The sequence below is a fragment of the Pseudomonas sp. 58 R 12 genome, assembly GCF_900005865.1.
GTDB lineage: Bacteria > Pseudomonadota > Gammaproteobacteria > Pseudomonadales > Pseudomonadaceae > Aquipseudomonas > Aquipseudomonas tritici.
Window position 1 is genome coordinate 694945 of sequence record NZ_CVTP01000016.1, and the last position, 20055, is coordinate 714999.

General features: G+C 60.4%; 21 protein-coding genes. 12 read left to right on the forward strand and 9 right to left on the reverse strand.

The window, feature by feature from the left end:
• Nucleotides 1-116 precede the first annotated feature (116 nt).
• Together BFP95_RS12535 and BFP95_RS12540 are read left to right on the forward strand one after the other, a co-directional pair.
• Nucleotides 117-848, forward strand: a complete 732-nt coding sequence (locus BFP95_RS12535; protein WP_065875619.1) for a carbonic anhydrase — start codon at nt 117-119, stop codon at nt 846-848.
• Between the two features lie 85 nt (nt 849-933).
• Nucleotides 934-2481, forward strand: coding sequence for a SulP family inorganic anion transporter (locus BFP95_RS12540; RefSeq protein ID WP_065891267.1), 1548 nt, complete (start codon nt 934-936; stop codon nt 2479-2481).
• 128 nt (nt 2482-2609) lie between these two features.
• Here the strand turns inward: BFP95_RS12540 and BFP95_RS12545 are convergent, their stop codons facing one another.
• Entirely contained in the window at nt 2610-3257 is a 648-nt protein-coding gene (locus BFP95_RS12545; protein WP_065875621.1) for a hypothetical protein, read from the reverse strand.
• A 368-nt stretch (nt 3258-3625) separates the two neighbouring features.
• On the opposite strand from BFP95_RS12545, the gene coxB reads away from it, so the two are divergent.
• Genes coxB through BFP95_RS12565 form a run of 4 tightly spaced genes read left to right on the forward strand, consistent with a single transcriptional unit; the run spans nt 3626 to nt 7931 of the window.
• A complete protein-coding gene (coxB, locus tag BFP95_RS12550) occupies nt 3626-4753 on the forward strand; it encodes a cytochrome c oxidase subunit II (RefSeq protein WP_065875622.1) in 1128 nt (375 codons plus the stop codon).
• Between the two features lie 58 nt (nt 4754-4811).
• Entirely contained in the window at nt 4812-6398 is a 1587-nt protein-coding gene (gene ctaD, locus BFP95_RS12555; protein WP_065875623.1) for a cytochrome c oxidase subunit I, read from the forward strand.
• A 58-nt stretch (nt 6399-6456) separates the two neighbouring features.
• Complete coding sequence (locus BFP95_RS12560) at nt 6457-7008, forward strand: cytochrome c oxidase assembly protein (RefSeq protein ID WP_065875624.1); 552 nt, start codon at nt 6457-6459, stop codon at nt 7006-7008.
• 35 nt (nt 7009-7043) lie between these two features.
• Nucleotides 7044-7931 (forward strand): cytochrome c oxidase subunit 3, encoded by an 888-nt coding sequence (locus BFP95_RS12565; RefSeq protein WP_065875625.1) that lies wholly within the window; start codon nt 7044-7046, stop codon nt 7929-7931.
• A 6-nt stretch (nt 7932-7937) separates the two neighbouring features.
• On the opposite strand, the gene BFP95_RS12570 is transcribed toward BFP95_RS12565, so the two are convergent.
• The gene (locus BFP95_RS12570) at nt 7938-8141 is read right to left on the reverse strand and encodes a twin transmembrane helix small protein (protein ID WP_016978774.1); all 204 of its coding nucleotides are present in this window, start codon (nt 8139-8141) and stop codon (nt 7938-7940) included.
• Nucleotides 8142-8169: 28 nt separating this feature from the next.
• Here BFP95_RS12570 and BFP95_RS12575 point away from each other — a divergent pair, with 28 nt between their 5' ends.
• Genes BFP95_RS12575 through BFP95_RS12595 form a run of 5 tightly spaced genes read left to right on the forward strand, consistent with a single transcriptional unit; the run spans nt 8170 to nt 12093 of the window.
• Complete coding sequence (locus tag BFP95_RS12575) at nt 8170-8934, forward strand: SURF1 family protein (protein ID WP_065880365.1); 765 nt, start codon at nt 8170-8172, stop codon at nt 8932-8934.
• A complete protein-coding gene (locus tag BFP95_RS12580; RefSeq protein ID WP_065875673.1) occupies nt 8900-9484 on the forward strand; it encodes a hypothetical protein in 585 nt (194 codons plus the stop codon). Before BFP95_RS12575 ends, BFP95_RS12580 begins: the two co-directional genes overlap by 35 nt.
• 10 nt (nt 9485-9494) lie before the next feature.
• Entirely contained in the window at nt 9495-10574 is a 1080-nt protein-coding gene (locus BFP95_RS12585) for a COX15/CtaA family protein (protein ID WP_065891263.1), read from the forward strand.
• Entirely contained in the window at nt 10562-11461 is a 900-nt protein-coding gene (gene cyoE, locus BFP95_RS12590; protein ID WP_065875628.1) for a heme o synthase, read from the forward strand. Before BFP95_RS12585 ends, cyoE begins: the two co-directional genes overlap by 13 nt.
• A complete protein-coding gene (locus BFP95_RS12595) occupies nt 11458-12093 on the forward strand; it encodes an SCO family protein (protein ID WP_065910197.1) in 636 nt (211 codons plus the stop codon). Before cyoE ends, BFP95_RS12595 begins: the two co-directional genes overlap by 4 nt.
• Before the next feature lie 161 nt (nt 12094-12254).
• Here the strand turns inward: BFP95_RS12595 and BFP95_RS12600 are convergent, their stop codons facing one another.
• The 3 genes from BFP95_RS12600 to BFP95_RS12610 are packed head-to-tail and all read right to left on the reverse strand — an operon-like array spanning nt 12255 to nt 14756.
• Nucleotides 12255-13025, reverse strand: coding sequence for a MetQ/NlpA family ABC transporter substrate-binding protein (locus BFP95_RS12600; protein ID WP_065875630.1), 771 nt, complete (start codon nt 13023-13025; stop codon nt 12255-12257).
• Between the two features lie 49 nt (nt 13026-13074).
• Nucleotides 13075-13749 carry a methionine ABC transporter permease gene (locus BFP95_RS12605; RefSeq protein ID WP_065875631.1) on the reverse strand — a complete coding sequence of 225 codons (675 nt, stop codon included), beginning with the start codon at nt 13747-13749 and terminating at the stop codon, nt 13075-13077.
• Nucleotides 13749-14756: a methionine ABC transporter ATP-binding protein gene (locus tag BFP95_RS12610; RefSeq protein WP_065875632.1), complete on the reverse strand. Its 1008-nt coding sequence runs from the start codon at nt 14754-14756 to the stop codon at nt 13749-13751. Before BFP95_RS12610 ends, BFP95_RS12605 begins: the two co-directional genes overlap by 1 nt.
• Before the next feature lie 245 nt (nt 14757-15001).
• On the opposite strand from BFP95_RS12610, the gene katE reads away from it, so the two are divergent.
• Nucleotides 15002-17164: a catalase HPII gene (gene katE, locus BFP95_RS12615; protein ID WP_256534204.1), complete on the forward strand. Its 2163-nt coding sequence runs from the start codon at nt 15002-15004 to the stop codon at nt 17162-17164.
• A gap of 84 nt (nt 17165-17248) precedes the next feature.
• Here the strand turns inward: katE and BFP95_RS12620 are convergent, their stop codons facing one another.
• From BFP95_RS12620 to zur, 4 genes are read right to left on the reverse strand one after another with little or no spacing between them, the layout of a single operon-like run.
• Nucleotides 17249-17968, reverse strand: a complete 720-nt coding sequence (locus BFP95_RS12620) for a PA5502 family lipoprotein (protein WP_065875634.1) — start codon at nt 17966-17968, stop codon at nt 17249-17251.
• A 37-nt stretch (nt 17969-18005) separates the two neighbouring features.
• Nucleotides 18006-18794 carry a zinc ABC transporter permease subunit ZnuB gene (gene znuB / locus BFP95_RS12625; protein ID WP_065880366.1) on the reverse strand — a complete coding sequence of 263 codons (789 nt, stop codon included), beginning with the start codon at nt 18792-18794 and terminating at the stop codon, nt 18006-18008.
• A complete protein-coding gene (znuC, locus tag BFP95_RS12630) occupies nt 18787-19566 on the reverse strand; it encodes a zinc ABC transporter ATP-binding protein ZnuC (protein ID WP_065880367.1) in 780 nt (259 codons plus the stop codon). The genes znuB and znuC overlap by 8 nt, the downstream gene beginning before the upstream one ends.
• Nucleotides 19566-20048 (reverse strand): zinc uptake transcriptional repressor Zur, encoded by a 483-nt coding sequence (gene zur / locus BFP95_RS12635; protein ID WP_065875637.1) that lies wholly within the window; start codon nt 20046-20048, stop codon nt 19566-19568. The genes znuC and zur overlap by 1 nt, the downstream gene beginning before the upstream one ends.
• Between the last annotated feature and the right edge of the window lie 7 nt (nt 20049-20055).

The following is a 20055-nucleotide window of genomic DNA, read 5'->3' on the forward strand; positions in this document are numbered from 1 at the left end:
GTTCAGCGAGTGACTGATGAGTCGGCACTCTGACCGTTGGGCGGTTTACAACTTTTCCAATGGCCTGGCGTCGAACTGACCTGAAAACTCCCCTGCATTAATCAAGAGGATGAATCATGAGTGACAAGGATAAACAGCCGTTGGCTGCGTCGGCTTCAGCCCCTCAGGTGGCGGAAACCGCCGATGCAGCGCTAAAGCATATCGTTGACGGCTTTTTGCATTTCCATCACGACGTCTTCCCCCAACAGGAAGAACTCTTCAAGAAACTCGCCACGGCCCAGAGCCCACGGGCGATGTTCATTACCTGCGCTGACTCGCGCATCGTGCCCGAGCTGATCACACAAAGCTCCCCTGGCGACCTGTTCGTGACGCGTAACGTCGGCAACGTAGTGCCGCCGTACGGGCAGATGAACGGTGGCGTTTCCACCGCTATTGAGTACGCCGTACTGGCCTTGGGCGTGCAGCACATCATTGTCTGCGGGCACTCGGATTGTGGCGCCATGCGTGCGGTGCTCAACCCCGCCAGCCTGGAGAAGATGCCGACCGTAAGGGCCTGGTTGCGACATGCCGAGGTCGCCAAATCCATGGTCGAGGACAACTGCGACTGCGCCAACGAAGGCGAGAGCATGAAGGTGCTGACTGAAGAAAACGTCATCGCCCAGCTGCAACATTTGCGCACCCACCCTTCCGTGGCTTCGCGCATGGCCAATGGTCAATTGTTCATCCATGGTTGGATCTACAACATCGAGACCAGCGAAATCCGCGCCTACGATGCGGATCAATCGACGTTCCTGCCGTTGGGCGGCGATGGGCCGATTCCTTCCGCGACGCCTAAAGCGCGCTTCTAAAACACTTCCCTGTCGGGTAAAGCGGTGGCTGCCATGGATGCAGCCAGGTTTTACCGCGCCCGGCCAATGCCTCGGGAGAGTCATCATGCGTGCTGCTCAATTGAAAGCTGTATTGCCACGAGAGCTGCTCGCCTCGGTGGTTGTTTTTCTGGTTGCCCTGCCCCTGTGCATGGGCATTGCTATTGCGTCCGGCATGCCGCCGGCCAAAGGGCTTATCACGGGGATCATCGGTGGTTTGGTCGTGGGTTGGCTGGCAGGGTCGCCGCTGCAAGTCAGTGGGCCCGCCGCAGGTTTGGCTGTGCTGGTCTTCGAGCTGGTGCGTCAGCACGGGATGATGATGCTCGGGCCGATCCTGTTGCTGGCGGGCTTTCTGCAACTGGTCGCCGGGCGTTTGCGTCTGGGCTGCTGGTTCCGTGTCACGGCGCCGGCGGTGGTGTATGGCATGCTGGCAGGGATTGGCGTGCTGATCGTGCTGTCGCAGATCCACGTGATGCTCGACGGCGCGCCCAAACCTTCGGGGCTGGATAACCTGGCAGGCTTCCCTGCGGCGTTGGCTGAAGCGATCCCGACCCTGGGCGGCGGCCTTGGCTGGCAGGCGGGATTGCTCGGTTTATCGACAATGCTGGTGATGTACACCTGGGACAAATTACGCCCGCAACGCCTGCGCTTTGTGCCGGGCGCCTTGTTGGGCGTTGGCCTGACCACCGTTGTCAGTTTGGTGCTGGCGTTGCAGGTCAAGCGTGTGGAGGTGCCGGAAAATCTCGCCGATGCCATCGACTGGCTGCGTCCCAGCGACTTGCTGAACCTCGCTGATCCGCAACTGTTGATCGCCGCGTTCGCCGTGGCGTTTATCGCGAGTGCCGAAACCCTGCTCTCCGCTGCGGCGGTCGACCGCATGCACAGCGGTCAGCGTTCTGATTTTGACAGGGAATTGTCTGCGCAAGGTGTAGGCAACATGCTGTGTGGCCTGGTCGGTGCCCTGCCGATGACCGGTGTGATCGTACGCAGTTCGGCCAACGTACAGGCCGGTGCCACGACGCGCTTGTCGGCGATGTTCCACGGTGTGTGGCTGTTGGGTTTCGTATTGCTGCTGTCGAGCGTGCTGCAAAGCATTCCAGTGGCGAGCCTGGCGGGTGTGCTGGTGTATACCGGGATCAAGCTGGTGGACATCAAGGCGTTCAAGGCGCTGGGGCGCTATGGGCGGATGCCGATGTTTACCTATGCGGCCACGGCGCTGGCGATCATCTTTACCGACCTGCTGACCGGCGTGCTGGTGGGCTTTGGGTTGACGTTGGTCAAACTGGCGTTCAAGGCCTCACGGCTTAAGGTCAGCCTGATCGACTTGCCCCAGGTCGATGAGATGGAGCTGCGCCTGACGGGGGCGGCGACCTTCCTGAAAGTGCCGGCGTTGACTCAAGTGCTGGCAACAGTGCCCGCTGGGACGACCTTGCACGTACCGCTGAACAACCTGAATTACATTGACCATTCTTGCCTGGAGTTACTGGAGGAATGGGGGCGTGCCAATGCGGCGAAGGGTTCGACACTGGTGATCGAGGCGCGTGGGTTGAAGCGCCGGTTGGAAGGGCGGGTGCGAATGACAACGGGGATAGGTTCGGCGCCATCTGTAAGCTGACGAAACCGGATCAAAATGTGTGCGGGCTTGCTCGCGAAGGCGGAGTGTCAGTCACCGGAAGTGTTGACTGAACCATAGCATTCGCGAGCAAGCCCGCTCCCACATGGGTTTTGCATTGGATCTAAGATCTAGGCCGGCTGATCCAACGCCAACTCAACCCCCAACTGCCGCGACAGGCACGGCCAGCGCTTCCACGCGGCCTCGGTGTTCGGGCTTTTGAGCGTTTCGCGGTAAGCCTCCACCGACTCCAGCGCAAAGCTCTCTTCGTTGAGCATTTCATCCACTGCGTGATGCACCGCCTCATCCAGTTGATTAGCGAATGTTTCGCCAATCAGTTGGTGGGCAATCACGTTAGCCACAGTGGTATCCGCTGGAATCAACGGCTGACCGAAATGCTTGATATACAGATCGTTGACTTCTTCCACCAGGCGATGGGCCAGGTAAGCCTCATCCAGCAGGCCGTCGAGCCCCTCGTGGCCCGCCAGGATCGCAGGCGGCTGCAGGAAGAAATGCTCGGCGATCTTCAGCACCGGTTTGATCTGGCTTTCGATACCGGCCTCGCGGGCCACGTCGTTGGCAGCGTCCAGCAAATCCGGGACGAGGTCGATGTAGGCGGTGACAAAGCGGCTCATGACAATGTTGCGATCACCGTCAGCCAGGGAAATGGCCGAATGCAGGTGCGGCAATTGTTTTTCCAGTTGCTGGGCAAGCTGGCCCGTGCTGGTTTCGTGTTGGTGGGCACGGGAAATCTGCTCGCGCAATGCGGCGGTGTTCATGAAGGCTCCAGTGATGCAGGCGTAGGAAAAGGGAGAGGATAAGGTAGCTCGTTTATACGAGCGCCTCAGACGCATTTGTCATAATTATTTCATGGTTATGCGCAGGCGTTATATCGAATCGCGATAGCGCAGCGCATAAACGATTCCGCAGCCTGTTTCATTAGGCCCAAATGCCTCATTTCAGCTCATTTACCCCTACACATTGCGGGGTTGCAGAGCCTGTCTATACTCGGATTTGTACGCGATTAGCTGATGACGCCAGACTGCATAAGCAGGCAAGGCTAAGCGGTTGTAAGCAGTATGGAAGCCGCTCCCTTCGACGCAGGTGCAAACCGGCGGGATAACAAGAACGATAAGGGGAACCCGCAATGATGCGACATCCACATGTTTGGATGGGCCTCCTGTTGTGGTCAGTATTCGGCCAGGCACATGCCGCCTGGACAACGAATATGGCGCCAGGGGCGACAGAAGTCAGTCACGCTGTGTTCGACCTGCACATGACCATTTTCTGGATTTGTGTGGTGATCGGCATCATCGTGTTTGGCGCGATGTTCTGGTCGATGATCGTTCATCGCCGGTCCACGGGCCAGGTCGCGGCGAAGTTCCACGAGAGCACGACCGTGGAGATCCTCTGGACCGTAGTGCCCTTGCTGATCCTGATCGCGATGGCCATTCCGGCGACCAAGACCCTGATCAATATCTACGACAGCAGTGAATCGGATATCGATATCCAGGTCACCGGCTACCAGTGGAAATGGCATTACAAATACCTGGGCCAGGACGTGGAGTTCTTCAGCAACCTGGCCACGCCCGCCGAACAGATCTACAACCAGGCGACCAAGGGCGAACACTACCTGCTGGAAGTCGACCAGCCGCTGGTGTTGCCAGTGGGGGCCAAAGTGCGCTTCCTGGTGACGGCCGCCGACGTGATCCACTCGTGGTGGGTGCCGGCTTTTGCGGTCAAGCGTGACGCCATCCCCGGCTTCGTCAACGAGGCCTGGACGCGTGTCGAGAAGCCCGGCATCTACCGTGGCCAGTGCGCCGAACTGTGCGGCAAGGACCACGGCTTCATGCCCATCGTGGTCGAGGTCAAGTCCAAGGCCGATTACGAAACCTGGCTCGGCGAGCGCAAGGCAGAGGCCGCCAAGCTCAAGGAGCTGACCTCCAAGGAGTGGACCCTGGAAGAGCTGGTGGCGCGTGGCGACAAGGTCTACCACACCACCTGCGTGGCGTGTCACCAGGCTGAAGGCCAGGGCCTGCCGCCGATGTTCCCTGCACTCAAGGGCTCGAAGATCGCCACCGGCCCGAAAGAAGGCCACCTGAGCATCGTCTATCACGGCAAGCCCGGCACCGCGATGGCCGCCTTCGGCAAGCAGCTCTCGGAAGTGGATATCGCCGCCGTGGTGACCTACGAGCGCAACGCGTGGGGCAACAACAAAGGCGACATGGTCACGCCTAAAGACGTGCTGGCCATCAAGCAGGCGGAAAGCAAATGACCTCTTTCATGGCGTTTACCTCGACCCGCCCTGCCCACTTGCTCTCAGGAGAACGGCCATGAGCGCTGTGATCGATGACCATGGTCACGCTGACCATGCCCACGGCCCCGCCAAGGGTTTGATGCGCTGGGTGCTGACCACCAACCATAAAGACATTGGCACCCTGTACCTGTGGTTCGCCTTCACCATGTTCCTGCTCGGCGGTTCGTTCGCCATGGTGATTCGTGCCGAATTGTTCCAGCCCGGCTTGCAGATCGTCGAGCCGGCGTTTTTCAACCAGATGACCACCATGCACGGGCTGATCATGGTGTTCGGCGCGGTCATGCCGGCGTTTGTCGGCCTGGCCAATTGGATGATTCCGCTGATGATCGGCGCACCCGACATGGCCCTGCCGCGCATGAACAACTTCAGCTTCTGGCTGCTGCCGGCGGCGTTTCTGCTGCTGGTATCGACCCTGTTCGCCCCCGGAGGTGGGCCGAATTTCGGCTGGACCTTCTACGCGCCGCTCTCCACCACCTATGCACCGGAAAGCGTGACGTTCTTTATCTTCGCCATCCACCTGATGGGCATCAGTTCGATCATGGGCGCCATCAACGTGGTCGCGACCATCCTCAATCTGCGTGCCCCCGGCATGACGTTGATGAAAATGCCGCTGTTCGTCTGGACCTGGCTGATCACCGCGTTCCTGTTGATCGCAGTCATGCCGGTGTTGGCCGGCTGCGTGACCATGATGCTGATGGATATCCACTTCGGCACCAGCTTCTTCAGTGCGGCCGGTGGCGGTGACCCCGTGCTGTTCCAGCATGTGTTCTGGTTCTTCGGCCATCCCGAGGTGTACATCATGATCCTGCCGGCCTTTGGCGCCGTCAGTTCGATCATCCCGACCTTCTCGCGCAAGCCGTTGTTCGGCTACACCTCAATGGTCTACGCCACGGCGAGCATTGCGTTCCTGTCGTTCATCGTCTGGGCGCACCACATGTTCGTGGTCGGTATTCCGTTGGTGGGCGAGCTGTTCTTCATGTACGCCACCCTGCTGATCGCCGTGCCCACCGGGGTGAAGGTGTTCAACTGGGTCAGCACCATGTGGCAAGGCTCGCTGACGTTTGAGACGCCGATGCTGTTTGCGGTGGCCTTCGTGATTCTGTTCACCATCGGCGGGTTCTCCGGCTTGATGCTCGCGATTGCCCCGGCCGACTTCCAGTACCACGACACCTACTTCGTGGTGGCGCACTTCCATTACGTGCTGGTGCCCGGCGCGATTTTCGGCATCTTCGCCTCGGCCTACTACTGGCTGCCGAAATGGACCGGCCACATGTACGACGAAACCCTGGGCAAGCTGCACTTCTGGCTGTCCTTCGTGGGCATGAACCTGGCGTTTTTCCCGATGCACTTCGTCGGGCTGGCCGGGATGCCGCGCCGGGTGCCGGACTACAACCTGCAGTTCGCTGACTTCAACATGGTTTCGTCGATTGGCGCATTCATGTTCGGGGCCACGCAGATTTTCTTCCTGTTTATCGTGATCAAGTGCATCCGTGGCGGTACACCGGCGCCGGCTAAACCGTGGGATGGCGCCGAGGGCCTGGAATGGAGCATTCCTTCGCCCGCGCCGTATCACACCTTCACTACGCCGCCGGAGGTCAAGTGAGCACATTGGTGGCTACTACTCCCAGCTCCCACAGAAAGTCAAAAGCGGGGGTGGTGTGATGGCTGAGTCCGTTCCGCTCAAACGCCTCGTCACCCGCCTGCTGATCCTGGTGGTGGCGATGTTCGCCTTCGGCTTTGCGCTGGTGCCGATCTATGACGTGATGTGCAAAGCGTTCGGCATCAACGGCAAGACCGCCGGGCAGTACGAGGGCTCGCAGGTGGTGGACCCCTCACGCCAGGTGCGCGTGCAGTTCCTGTCCACCAATGCCATCGATATGGTGTGGGATTTTTATGCCAAGGCTGACGAAGTGGTGGTCAACCCGGGCGCGGTGACCGAGATGCTGTTCGTGGCCTACAACCCCACTGACAAACCGATGACGGCCCAAGCCGTGCCGAGCATTTCCCCGGCCGAAGCGGCGATGTACTTCCACAAGACCGAGTGCTTTTGCTTCACCCAGCAAGTGCTGCAGCCAGGCCAGCGCATTGAGATGCCGGTGCGCTTCATTGTCGACCGCGACATGCCCAAGGATGTGAAGCATCTGACCCTGGCGTACACGCTGTTTGATATCACCGCGCGCCAACCGCCCGTGGCTGTCCATACCGGTGGCTAGCTACTGTTTGCCCGCTCAATCAGGAGAGCGAATACATGTCGACTCATGATACGTACTACGTACCGGCGCAAAGCAAATGGCCGATAATTGCCACGTTTGGCTTGTTGATCACCGTGTATGGCCTGGGTCTGTGGTTCAACGACTTGAAGGCGGCGCGCCCGGAATCCCACGGCCCGTGGATCTTTTTCGTGGGTGGCTTGCTGCTGGCCTACATGATGTTTGGCTGGTTCGGCGCGGTGATCAAGGAAAGCCGTGCCGGTTTGTACAGTTCGCAGATGGACCGCTCGTTCCGCTGGGGCATGACCTGGTTCATCTTTTCCGAAGTGATGTTCTTTATCGCGTTCTTTGGTGCGCTGTTTTATGTGCGGCACATGTCGGCGCCGTGGTTGGCTGGCGAAGGCTCAAAAGGCATTGCGCATATGCTGTGGCCAAACTTCGAGTTTGCCTGGCCGTTGCTTAACAACCCTGATCCGAAACTGTATCCCGCGCCGGAGGGGACCATCAGTCCGTGGGGCCTACCGCTGGTCAATACCATCTTGCTGGTGAGTTCCAGCGTGACCATTACTATCGCCCACCATGCCCTGCGCAAAGGCCATCGCGGCGCGCTGAAGATTTGGCTGGCGATCACCGTGCTGCTGGGCCTGGCATTTCTTGGGTTCCAGGCCGAGGAATATATCCACGCTTATAAAGAGTTGGGGCTCACGCTCGGCTCGGGCGTGTACGGCGCGACCTTCTTCATGCTCACCGGCTTTCATGGGGCGCACGTCACCATCGGCACCATCATTCTGTTCGTGATGCTGATGCGCATCCTGAAGGGACATTTCAATGCCGAGCACCAGTTCGGCTTCGAAGCAGCGAGTTGGTATTGGCACTTTGTGGACGTGGTGTGGATCGGGCTGTTTTTCTTCGTCTATGTGCTGTGAGGCGCCTTACCACGGCGCATGAGAAACCAGCTGGCCGCTGAAAAAGCCCCAGGCGATCAGCGCCACGGTGATCACGGCCAGTACCACGCGCACGGTCAAGGCGGTGACGAGGCGGTTGGAGTTGCCCTCGTCCTTGACCAGAAAGAACAAGCCACTGAACAGGCTCACGACAGTCGCGATCAGCATCAGGGCAATAGCGGCTTTGAGCATGGTCTGGCTCCAATTGGATGGGCGGGCAATGAAAACAAGTATAGCCAGCGCCATGAAAAGCTTTCGCCCCGGGATTGCGCCGACGCTGGTGGTGTTGGTGCTGCTGCCGTTGATGGTGGGCCTGGGGTTCTGGCAATTGTCCCGCGGCCATGAAAAACAGCTGATGGTGGACAATTATGCCGAGCGTCGCGCGGCTGATCCGATCAGCAGTGCACAGCTCAACGAGCTGGCTGACCCGGCTTTTCGTCGTGTGCGCCTGCGCGGGCAATTCGACGCCGAACACAGTGTGTTTCTCGATAACCGCCTGCGTGACGGCAAGGCCGGCGTAGAGCTGCTGCAACCCTTCCACGACCAGGCCAGCGGGCTGTGGCTCTTGCTCAATCGCGGCTGGCTGCCTTGGCCGGATCGGCGCACGCCGCCCGTCTTTGCCACCCCTGAGCAGCCCTTGAACCTGGATGCCTGGGTGTACGTCGCCCCCGGCGAAACCTTCCAACTGCATGCCGACCCGGCGAGCGCGCAATGGCCGCGCTTGCTGACCGCCCTGCATCCGGCCGCGCTGTGGGCTGAACTGGGGCGCAGCGGTTTCGCCTACGAGCTACGGGCCGAAGCAGGCCCCGGCACCTACGAAACCACCTGGCCCATCGTGGCCATGGGGCCGGAAAAACACCTGGCGTATGCCGTGCAGTGGTTCGCCATGTCGCTGGCCCTGCTGGCGCTTTACCTCTACCTCGGATGGCACAACAAAAAGGAGAAGCCCCATGGGAGCGGCCATGAATCCACTCAACATGTCTGACGTGCCTGATCGGCGCAAAGGCCGTTGGCAGCTGTTGCTGATCCTGATGATGGTGATCGGCCCGATGGCGCTGGCGACCTTCATGTACAAATTGCAGTTCTGGGTGCCGGAAAGCCGCAGCTACCATGGCGAGATGATCGGCAACGGCCAGACCCGCGCCGATATTGGCGTGCAAGCCGATGAACAGCGTTGGCAACTGCTGGTCACCGCGCCCGCTGCCTGTGCCGCGGATTGCCAGCAACTGGTGTACCTCGCGCGCCAATTGCAGATCGGTCTCGGCCGCGACGCCTCCCGTGCCAGCCACGCCTTGGCCAGTGCGCAGCCGGTCACCACCGACTACGAGGCCAAGCTCAAGGCTGAATACCCGCAACTGCAGCGTTACCCGCTGGACCTGGCGACCTTCACCAAGGACGCCGGCGCGCCGGGCGATGCACAGCTGTGGATCGTCGATCCCCACGGCAACCTGGTGCTGCGCTACGACGCTAAGGTCAAGGGCAAGGACTTGCTCAACGATCTGCGCCATCTGCTGAAACTGTCGAATATCGGATAAGGGCATCGTCATGGCCAAACCTGGATTTCGCCTCGCGTTGTTTGCCACCTTGCTGGCGCTGATCGTCGTGCTGCTGGGGGCTTATACCCGCCTGACCCATGCTGGACTGGGGTGCCCGGACTGGCCTGGCTGCTACGGTTTTATCAGCGTGCCGCAGAGCGAAACTCAGCTGGCCCATGCCGAACTGCATTTCCCCGATACACCGGTTGAGGCGGACAAGGGCTGGAGCGAAATGATTCACCGCTACTTCGCAGGTACGTTGGGCCTGCTGATCTTGCTGCTGGCGGCGCGCTCGTGGAGCCATCGGCGTGATCCCGGTCAGCCGGTGAAATTGCCGCTGTTTCTATTGGCGGTAGTGTTTGCACAGGCGGCGTTTGGCATGTGGACGGTCACGTTGAAGCTGTGGCCGCAGGTGGTGACGGGGCATTTGCTCGGCGGCTTTGCGACCCTGAGCCTGTTGTTTCTGTTGACCCTGCGCTTGTCGGGCGTGCTGCCTGCGTTGATCGTGCCCAAGCGCCTGCAGTATTGGGCGACGGCAGGCTTGGTGCTGGTGATCGGGCAGATTGCGCTGGGCGGCTGGGTCAGCTCCAACTACGCGGCGGTGGCCTGCGTTGATTTGCCAACGTGCCATGGCGAATGGTGGCCGGCGGCGGATTTTGCCAACGGCTTTCATCTTACCCAGCACATCGGCCCCAATTACCTGGGCGGGCAGCTGGACAGCGAAGCGCGCACGGCCATTCACCTGACCCACCGCATCGGTGCTGTCATCGTCAGCCTGGTACTGCTCGGCCTGGCCTGGCAACTGCGCGCCGTGGGCATGACGCGGTTGGCGGGCTTGCTGCTGATCGCCCTGGCTGCGCAAATCTGCCTGGGCCTGAGCAATGTGGCGTTCGGGCTGCCGCTGGCAGTGGCTGTAGGCCATAACGCTGGGGGCGTTGCGTTGTTGCTGAGTCTGGTGCTGGTCAATTACCACGCTCGCACCAGCCTGGTTCGGGTGCGTAATCAACGGCCGTTCGGCTGGCGTTTCAGCCCGCGCAAACACGTATCGGGCCTCATCACCCTTAAAGGAGAGATGCCATGGCGACCTTGATCGGCGCGCGTCACGGCCAGGCGATCTGGCGTGACTACCTGGAGCTGACCAAGCCGAAAGTGGTGGTGTTGATGCTCATCACCTCGCTGGTGGGGATGTTTCTCGCAACGCGCGCGGGTGTGCCGTGGACAGTGCTGGTGTTTGGCAACCTGGGCATTGCACTGTGTGCCGGTGGCGCGGCGGTGGTGAACCACGTGGTGGACCGGCGGATTGATGCGGTGATGGCGCGCACTCATAAGCGGCCGTTGGCGCAGGGGCGTGTGTCGCCGTTGGCTGCGTTGGCCTTTGCATTGTTTCTGGCTGTTGCGGGATTGGCGCTGTTGCTGGCGTTCACCAACCCATTGGCAGCATGGCTGACCCTGGCTTCGCTGCTGGGATACGCAGTGATCTACACCGGTTTCCTGAAGCGTGCGACGCCGCAAAATATCGTCATCGGCGGCCTCGCCGGTGCCGCGCCGCCATTATTGGGCTGGGTCGCCGTCACCGGCCATGTCAGTGCCGAACCCCTGCTGCTGGTGCTGATCATCTTCGCCTGGACCCCGCCGCACTTCTGGGCCCTGGCCATCCACCGCAAGGAGGAATACGCCAAGGCCGATATCCCGATGCTGCCGGTCACCCATGGCGAGCACTACACCAAGGTGCATATCCTGCTCTACACCTTCGCCTTGCTGGCGGTGAGCCTGATGCCGTATGTGATCCATATGAGTGGCCTGTTGTACCTTGCGTGCGCGCTGGTATTGGGCGGGCGCTTTCTGCAATGGGCCTGGGTGTTGTACCGTGGCGCTCGGCCGCACGCGGCGATCAACACCTTCAAGTACTCTATCTGGTACTTGTTGCTGCTGTTTATCGCCCTGCTCGTAGACCACTACTTACTGTTGAACCTATGACTCGAACTCAAAAAACTGTCTTCATCCTGGTGGCCCTGGTGGCATTGATCATGGGCCTGACCGTCAACAAAGTGCTCTCGGGCAAAGGCCAGGGCGACCCTACTGCCTTGATCGACGCCGGCATCATCCTGCTGCCGCAAAGCCGTCAGCTACCGCCAGTGACCATGACTAATCAGGACGGCCAGCCAGTGCTGGCCAATGAGTTGAAAGGCAAGTGGAGTCTGCTGTTCTTCGGCTACACCTTTTGCCCGGACATTTGCCCGACGACCCTCGCCCAACTGCGCCAGATCAAGAGCGAGCTGCCCAAGGACGTTGTGGATAAGTTGCAGGTGATCCTGGTCAGCGTCGACCCGCACCGCGACACGCCGACTCAGCTCAAGCAGTACCTGGGCTACTTCGACCCGCAGTTCCAGGGCCTGACCGGCGCGAATGTGGAGGATGTGCAGAAGGTCTCGAATGCCGTGAGCATTCCGTTCATTCCGGCGGATACCAGCAAGCCGAACTACACCGTCGACCACAGCGGCAACCTGGCGCTGATCGGGCCGGATGGGACGCAGCGTGGGTTTATCCGGGCGCCGTTGAACAATCAGAAGCTGGTGGTGCAACTGCCGGTGTTGCTACAGCGTAAATAAGCCGGACGCCAATTCAGCCTACACCACAAAACAAATGTGGGAGCTGGCTTGCCTGCGATAGCGGTGGGCCAGTCAACATATTCGGTGACTGACGCTCCGCCATCGCGGGCAAGCCCGCTCCCACATTTTTTGATCTCCAGTGTCTGGGAGATCGAGTTGGATCAGAACGCCGGCTTGATCGCGCCTTTGTACTTCTCTTCGATGAATTTCTTCACTTCCGGCGTGTGCAGGGCTGCGACCAGCTTCTTCACAGCGTCCGAGTCTTTGTTGTCTTCGCGGGTGACCAGGATGTTCACGTAAGGCGAGTCGCTGCCTTCGATGACCAGGGCGTCCTTGGACGGGTCCAGCTTGGCTTCCAGCGCGTAGTTGGTGTTGATCAGCGCCAGGTCAACCTGGGTCAGCACGCGCGGCAGGGTGGCGGCTTCGAGTTCGCGGAACTTCAGGTTTTTCGGATTGGCGGTGATGTCCTTGATGGTCGACAGGATGTCTGTCGGATCCTTCAGGGTGATCAGGTTGTGCTTGGCCAGCAGCAACAGCGCGCGGCCGCCGTTGGTGGCGTCGTTCGGGATCACCACGTTGGCGCCATCAGGCAGCTCAGCGAGGGTTTTGTATTTGCTGGAGTAAGCGCCCAGGGGTTCCAGGTGCACACCGGCTACGCTCACCAGGTGAGTGCCCTTGGTTTTGTTGAACTCATCCAGGTACGGCTGATGCTGGAAGAAGTTGGCGTCCAGGCGCTTTTCAGCGACCTGTACGTTCGGCTGCACGTAGTCGGTGAAGACTTTGACCTGCAGGTCCACGCCTTCTTTGGCGAGGGCAGGTTTCACGAATTCCAGGATTTCCGCGTGCGGGACCGGCGAAGCGGCGACCGTAATGGTCTCGGCGTGGGCGGAAAACGCGGCAACGGCGGCGAAAGCAACCAGTAGTTTTTTCATCCAGCAAGCTCCTTGTTCGGGCATGGCCGGCGGGGGCCGGCAATGGCCGTTATTTTCGAGAATAGTGCGTCACCAGCTTATCGCCGATGGTCTGCAGAATTTGTACCAGCACGATCAACATCACCACGGTGACGACCATGACGTCGTCCTGAAAACGCTGGTATCCATAACGAATGGCCAGGTCACCCAAGCCTCCGGCGCCCACTACACCCGCCATCGCGGTGTAGCCTACCAGTGCGATCGCAGTGACTGTGATTGCAGCAATGATACCGGGCTTAGCCTCCGGCAAAAGCGCCTTGATGATGATCTGCCGGGTGGTGGCGCCCATTGCTTGAGTCGCCTCGATGATGCCGCGATCCACTTCGCGTAGGGCGGTTTCCACCAGCCGTGCGAAGAACGTCGAAGCACCTACCACCAGCGGTGGAATCGCGCCGGCCACGCCAAGCGACGTGCCTGTGATAAAGATCGTCGTAGGGATCATCACAATCAGCAGAATGATAAATGGCAGAGAGCGTATGGCGTTGACCACGAATGCCAGTACTGCGTAGGTGGTCTTCTGCTCCAGCAACTGTCGGGGGCTGAAGAGAAACAGCAGAACACCCAGCGGCAGGCCCACCAGCACGGTGAACAGCAGCGAGGTACTGAGCATCAGCATGGTGTCGCCGGTGGCAACCCAGATGTCAGCCCAGTCAACTTTGTCGAAGTAATGCAGTAAAACGTCCATTAACGCAGGACCTCCATGTGCACATCGGCTGCGGTAAAGCGGGCGAAGGCCGCTTCCATGTCACCGCCGGTGATGGCCAGGGTCAATTGCCCGTAGGGGATGTCTTTGATGCGGTCGATACGACCGGCAAGGATGCTGTAGTCCACACCCGTTTCACGGGCGACGGTACCCAGCAAAGGCGCGTAGGTCGATTCACCCTGGAACGTCAGGCGCACGATGCGGCCTGGGACGTGGGCGAAATCATCGCGTTGCTCTCCTTCATCGACCTGCTCGGATTCTTGTACGAAGCGCTTGGTGGTCGGGTGCTTGGGGTGCAGGAACACATCGGCGACCGAGCCTTGCTCGACGATCACGCCGGCGTCCATCACCGCCACCTGGTCGCAGACGCGGCGGATCACGTCCATTTCATGGGTGATCAGCACGATGGTCAGCTTCAACTCGCGGTTGATCTCGGCCAGCAGTTGCAACACCGAAGCGGTGGTTTGCGGGTCGAGGGCGCTGGTGGCTTCGTCGCACAGCAGGATCTTTGGCTTGGTCGCCAAGGCACGCGCGATGCCGACGCGTTGCTTCTGGCCGCCGGACAACTGCGCCGGGTACTTCTTGGCGTGGTCTGACAGGCCGACACGGGCGAGTAACTCGGCGACGCGTAGGTCGATTTCCTTGCGCGACAATTCGCCGGCCAGGGTCAGTGGCAGTGCCACGTTGTCGGCAACGGTCTTGGACGCGAGCAGGTTGAAGTGCTGGAAGATCATCCCGACCTGCTGGCGGAAACGGCGCAGGCCGTTGGCGTCCAGGGCGGTGACTTCTTCGCCATCAACGGTGATTTGGCCGCCACTTGGTTCTTCGAGGCGGTTGATCAGGCGCAGCAGGGTGCTTTTGCCTGCACCGGAGTGGCCAATCAGGCCGAACACCTGGCCGTTTTCGACACTCAGGCTGGTGGCATGCAGCGCGGGAATATCCTTACCGGCGACGCGGTAAGTTTTATGGACGTTATGAAACTCGATCACGTAGCGAACCTTGTGGGGCGCATGGAAAAGGGATCAGCGGTTAGCCGGGCGCGCATTTTAGCCTGTCCGTATAGCGTTTCTTAGCATTTATTTCGCATTCAACCAGCGATTTGGCAATAACGCGATCAAAGGTCATAAAAAAGGAACGGCCCAAAACCTCATCAGTCACTACTTAAGCAACGCGATATCCCAGGTGCCGTGCCTGGGGTTTTTGCTCAAACGAGCCGGGGATCGCTCTGGCCACTTTGAATAAGGAGTTTTGTCTGATGAGTAACAAGAAGCCAGCCACCCCGTCGAAGAGTGAACTCGCGGGCACCGATACCCTGGACCGTAGCAACACCAACGCCAAGCTGCAGGCCCTGGAGGAATTCCGTTCCGATGCGACCGGCCAGGCCCTGCGTACCAACCAAGGCGTCAAGATTTCCGATAACCAGAACACGTTGAAAGTCGGCTCCCGTGGCCCGTCGCTGCTGGAAGACTTCATCATGCGTGAAAAAATCACGCACTTTGACCATGAGCGCATCCCGGAGCGCATCGTGCATGCCCGTGGGACGGGCGCTCATGGCTTTTTTGAAACCTATGCAGACCACTCGGCGCTGACCAAGGCCGGCTTTCTGCGCAATCCCGGGCAGAAAACCCCGGTATTCACGCGCTTCTCTACCGTGCAGGGCCCTCGCGGCTCAGGCGACACGGTGCGCGATGTACGCGGTTTCGCAGTGAAATTTTTCACCGACGAAGGCAACTTCGACCTGGTTGGCAACAACATGCCAGTGTTCTTCATTCAGGACGCGATCAAGTTTCCCGACTTTGTTCACGCCGTGAAACCTGAACCCCACAACGAAATTCCTACTGGCGGTTCGGCCCACGACACGTTCTGGGATTTTGTTTCGCTGGTGCCGGAGTCGGCGCACATGGTGGTGTGGGCAATGTCCGACCGCGCCATTCCCAAAAGCCTGCGTGCCATGCAGGGCTTTGGCGTACACACGTTTCGCCTGATTAATACCGAGGGCAAGTCCAGCTTCGTGAAATTCCACTGGCGTCCAAAAGTGGGCACCTGCTCGCTGGTGTGGGACGAAGCGCAGAAGCTGGCCGGTAAAGACACCGATTACCACCGCCGCGACCTGTGGGAGTCGATTGAAACCGGCGATTACCCTGAGTGGGAACTGGGTGTGCAGATCGTTGCAGAAGAGGACGAGCATAAGTTCGACTTCGACCTGCTCGACCCGACCAAGATCATTCCCGAAGAACTGGTGCCGATCACGCCGCTGGGCCGGATGGTGCTGAACCGCAACCCGGACAACTTTTTCGCTGAAGTCGAGCAGGTCGCCTTCTGCCCAGGCCATATCGTGCCGGGTATCGACTTTACCAATGACCCGTTGCTGCAAGGCCGTCTGTTTTCCTACACGGACACCCAGATCAGCCGCCTCGGTGGTCCGAACTTCCATGAGATCCCGATCAACCGCCCGGTCGCGCCGAACCATAACGGCCAGCGCGATGCCCTGCATCGCACGGTGATTGATAAGGGTCGTGCTGCTTACGAGCCGAACTCCATCGACGGCGGTTGGCCGAAAGAAACGCCTGCCGGCCCGACCGACGGCGGTTTCGAGACCTACTACGAGCGTGTCGATGCGAACAAGGTGCGTGAGCGCAGTGAATCGTTCGGCGACCATTTCTCCCAGGCCACGCTGTTTTTCAACAGCATGAGCCACCACGAGAAAGAGCACATCATCGCCGCCTACAGCTTTGAATTGGGCAAGGTCGAGCGCGAGCATATTCGTGCGCGTCAGGTGAATGAAATCCTCGCCAATATCGACCTGGAGCTGGCCAAGCGCGTTGCGCAGAACCTGGGTCTGCCGGCGCCGAGCAAAGGCACAGTAGCGCCACGTGAGACTTCGGTCAAAGAGTCCCCGGCGTTGAGCCAGGTGAACTTGCTGTCGGGCGATATCAAGACCCGCAAGGTGGCGATCCTGGCAGCAAACGGGGTTGATGGTGCTGCCATCGACGCAATGAAAAAAGCGCTCGCAGCAGAAGGCGCGCATGCCAAGTTGCTGGGGCCAACCTCGGCACCGGTCACCACGGCGGATGGCAAATCCCTGCCGGTGGATGCGTCCATGGAAGGCATGCCGTCGATTGCGTTTGATGCGGTATTCGTACCGGGCGGCGCGGACTCTGTGAAAGCGCTGAGTGGCGACGGTGTTGCACTGCATTACGTGCTGGAGGCCTACAAACACCTGAAGGCAATTACGTTGGCCGGTGAGGCCAAGCAGTTGCTGGACGTGCTCAAGCTTGAGGCGGATGCAGGCTTGATCGTGGGCGGGGATGCCAAGGCGTTCAAGGCGTTCTTCGCGGCGATCGCGCAGCATCGGGTTTGGGATCGTGAGCCTAAGGCCAAGGCGATTCCGGCTTAAGTCATTGGTTGTTTGTTAGATCGTCATCGCGGGCAAGTCCGCTCCCACAGTTCAAATGTGGGAGCGGGCTTGCCCGCGATGCTTTTAGTCCGCCTTGCGCGGAATCAGCACAACCTGCGCCGGAATGTGTTTCAAAATCTGCCGGTGAATCTTCAGGTCATACCCCGAATCAATCCGCTTCACCCGTTTGGTCAGTAACGTGGCCAGCCACGGGTAATCCTCGGTGCGCGGCGCCTGGATGCTCACGTCGCACTGGTAATTCACGACGTCGGTGGCGATTGCATCCAGCTGATGGCGCAGTGCTTCGATGTCGGTGAGGTTCAGTGCCACGGTGGTGCTTGGCGCTGCCGGGTCGATGACCTTGGCGGCGGGCTTGGTTTCAGCGGCTTTCAGGGCGGCTTCGGCTTTATCCAGCTCGGCTTTGCGGGCGTGGCTGATGGCGCTGTTAACGCCGCCAGTAAGTGCCGGTGCCTTTGGCATCAGCGCACGCGCACGGCTTAGCGCGGTGGCAGCTGCGTTAACGTCACCTTTTTGCAACACGATCTGGCTGCGCTGCAGGTAGGCCTCGGCCAATTGGCGTTGGTAGCCCTCAAGCGTCGGGTCGTTGGGCGACTGGGCTTGCAGGGTAGTCAACTGATCTTCGGCGGTAGCCAGCTCGCTGCTGGCCAGGTTTTGCTCCAGCTGCGCGATGGCCACAGCGCGTGCGTCCGGTGCCTGTTGGGCGGCGGGCGGTGTGCTTTGACAGGCGCCCAGCAGCAGGGAAAATGCGGCAAGGAGCAGATAACGTGCGGTGAACGGCTTCATTCCTGCGACTCTCTATTTGCGCAAAAAGCGAGCAAGTCTACACCCCTCGACGGGGCAGGACAAAACTCAGCAGAAACAGGGCGGCGGCCGTGACCACAATCGATGGCCCGGCAGGCGTGTCCTTGAACCAGGACAGCGCCAAGCCCCCGCACACTGCAAACATCCCCAACAGGCTGGCGCCGATCGCCATATGCTCCGGTGAACGGGCATGGCGCTGAGCGGCGGCGGCGGGAATGATCAGCAGCGACGTGATCAACAATACGCCGACAATCTTCATCGCGACAGCAATCACCACGGCGATCAACAACATCAGGGCCATGCGCAGGGCCGGCACGGGCAAGCCCTCTACCGTGGCCAGCTCTTCATGCACGGTGATCGCCAGCAGTGGGCGCCACAGGGCTACCAGCAACACCAGCACGGTCGCGCTGCCGCCGAGGATCCAGGCCAAGTCAGTGGGGCTGATCGCCAGCAGATCGCCGAACAGGTAGGCCATCAGGTCGATACGCACTTCGTGCATAAAGCTCAGCACCACCAGGCCCAAAGACAGGGTGCTTGGCGCCAGGATGCCCAGCAGGGTATCGGAAGCCAGTGGCTGGCGCTGTTGCAGGGTTACCAGCAGCACCGCCAAGAGCAGGCAACCCACGGTCACGGCGATGGTCGGGCTTACATCGAGCAAAAAGCCCATGGCCACGCCTAGCAACGCGGCATGCGACAAGGTGTCGCCGAAATACGCCATGCGCCGCCAGACCACGAACGAGCCCAACGGACCCGCAACCAGTGCCAAAGCCAAGCCTGCCAGCAGGGCGTAGAGCAGAAAATCAGCCATGCTTGCAGCTATCTCCATGAACGTGAGGGGTAGAAGGATCCTCCACGACCGCGCCATGCAGGTCATGCGCGTGGTCGTGGTGGTGGTGATAGATCGCCAGGCTCTGCGCGTTTTTGCCGAACAGCTCGACGAACGCGGGGTCGCCACTGACCTGTTCCGGGTGGCCGGAGCAGCACACGTGTCGATTGAGGCAGACCACTTGGTCGGTGGTGCTCATCACCAAGTGCAAGTCGTGGGACACCATCAGCACGCCGCAGCCATGCCGGTCGCGCAGGCGCGTGATCAGGCTGTACAGCTCGGCCTGGCCGGCGACGTCGACGCCCTGCACGGGTTCATCCAGTACCAGCAGTTCCGGCTCGCGCAACAAGGCGCGGGCCAGCAGCACGCGCTGCATTTCGCCGCCGGAGATGCTTTGCACCGGGCTGTCGATCACCTGTTCGGCGCCGACTTCCTTGAGCGCTGCCTGCGCGCGGGCACGGTCCACGCCCGGCACCAGACGCAGGAAGCGCAACACGGAAAGCGGCAGCGTCGGGTCGACATGCAGCTTCTGCGGCATATAGCCGACGCGCAGCTTGGGCTTGCGCCAGACGCTGCCGGTGTCGGGCTTGAGCAGGCCGAGCACGGCGCGCACCAGTGTGGTTTTGCCGGCGCCGTTGGGGCCGATCAGGGTGACGATCTGCCCAGGCTCCACGCTCAGTGCGATGTTATCCAGCACGTTTTGCCCGGCGAACGTGACCCCGACTTGTTCCAGGCGGATTAACGCATTGCTCATCAAGCCCCCTGGCAGCCCGAGCACAGGCCGACTACTTCGACCGTTTGCCCTTCGACCGTAAAGCCGACATCGGCAGCGCTGCTGATAATGGCGTCGCTGATGCTTTTTTGTTCAAGTTCGATGGCGGCATGGCACGCGCGGCAGATCAGGAATTGACCTTGATGCGCGTGTTCCGGGTGGTTGCAGCCGACAAAAGCGTTGAGCGAGGCAATGCGGTGCACCAGGCCGTTTTCCAGCAGGAAATCCAGCGCACGGTAGACCGTGGGTGGCGCTGCGCGGCGGCCGTCCTGCTCGCTGAGCACCCCGAGAATGTCGTAGGCGCCCAGTGGCTTGTGGCTCTGCCACACCAGTTCCAGTACACGCCGACGCAAGGCGGTCAGGCGCAAACCCTTCTGTGCACAGAGGGTATCGGCCTCCGACAGCGCGGTATGCACGCAGTGGGAGTGGTCGTGGGGACGGCTGGCAAGCGGTGTAATAGGCATGAGCGGC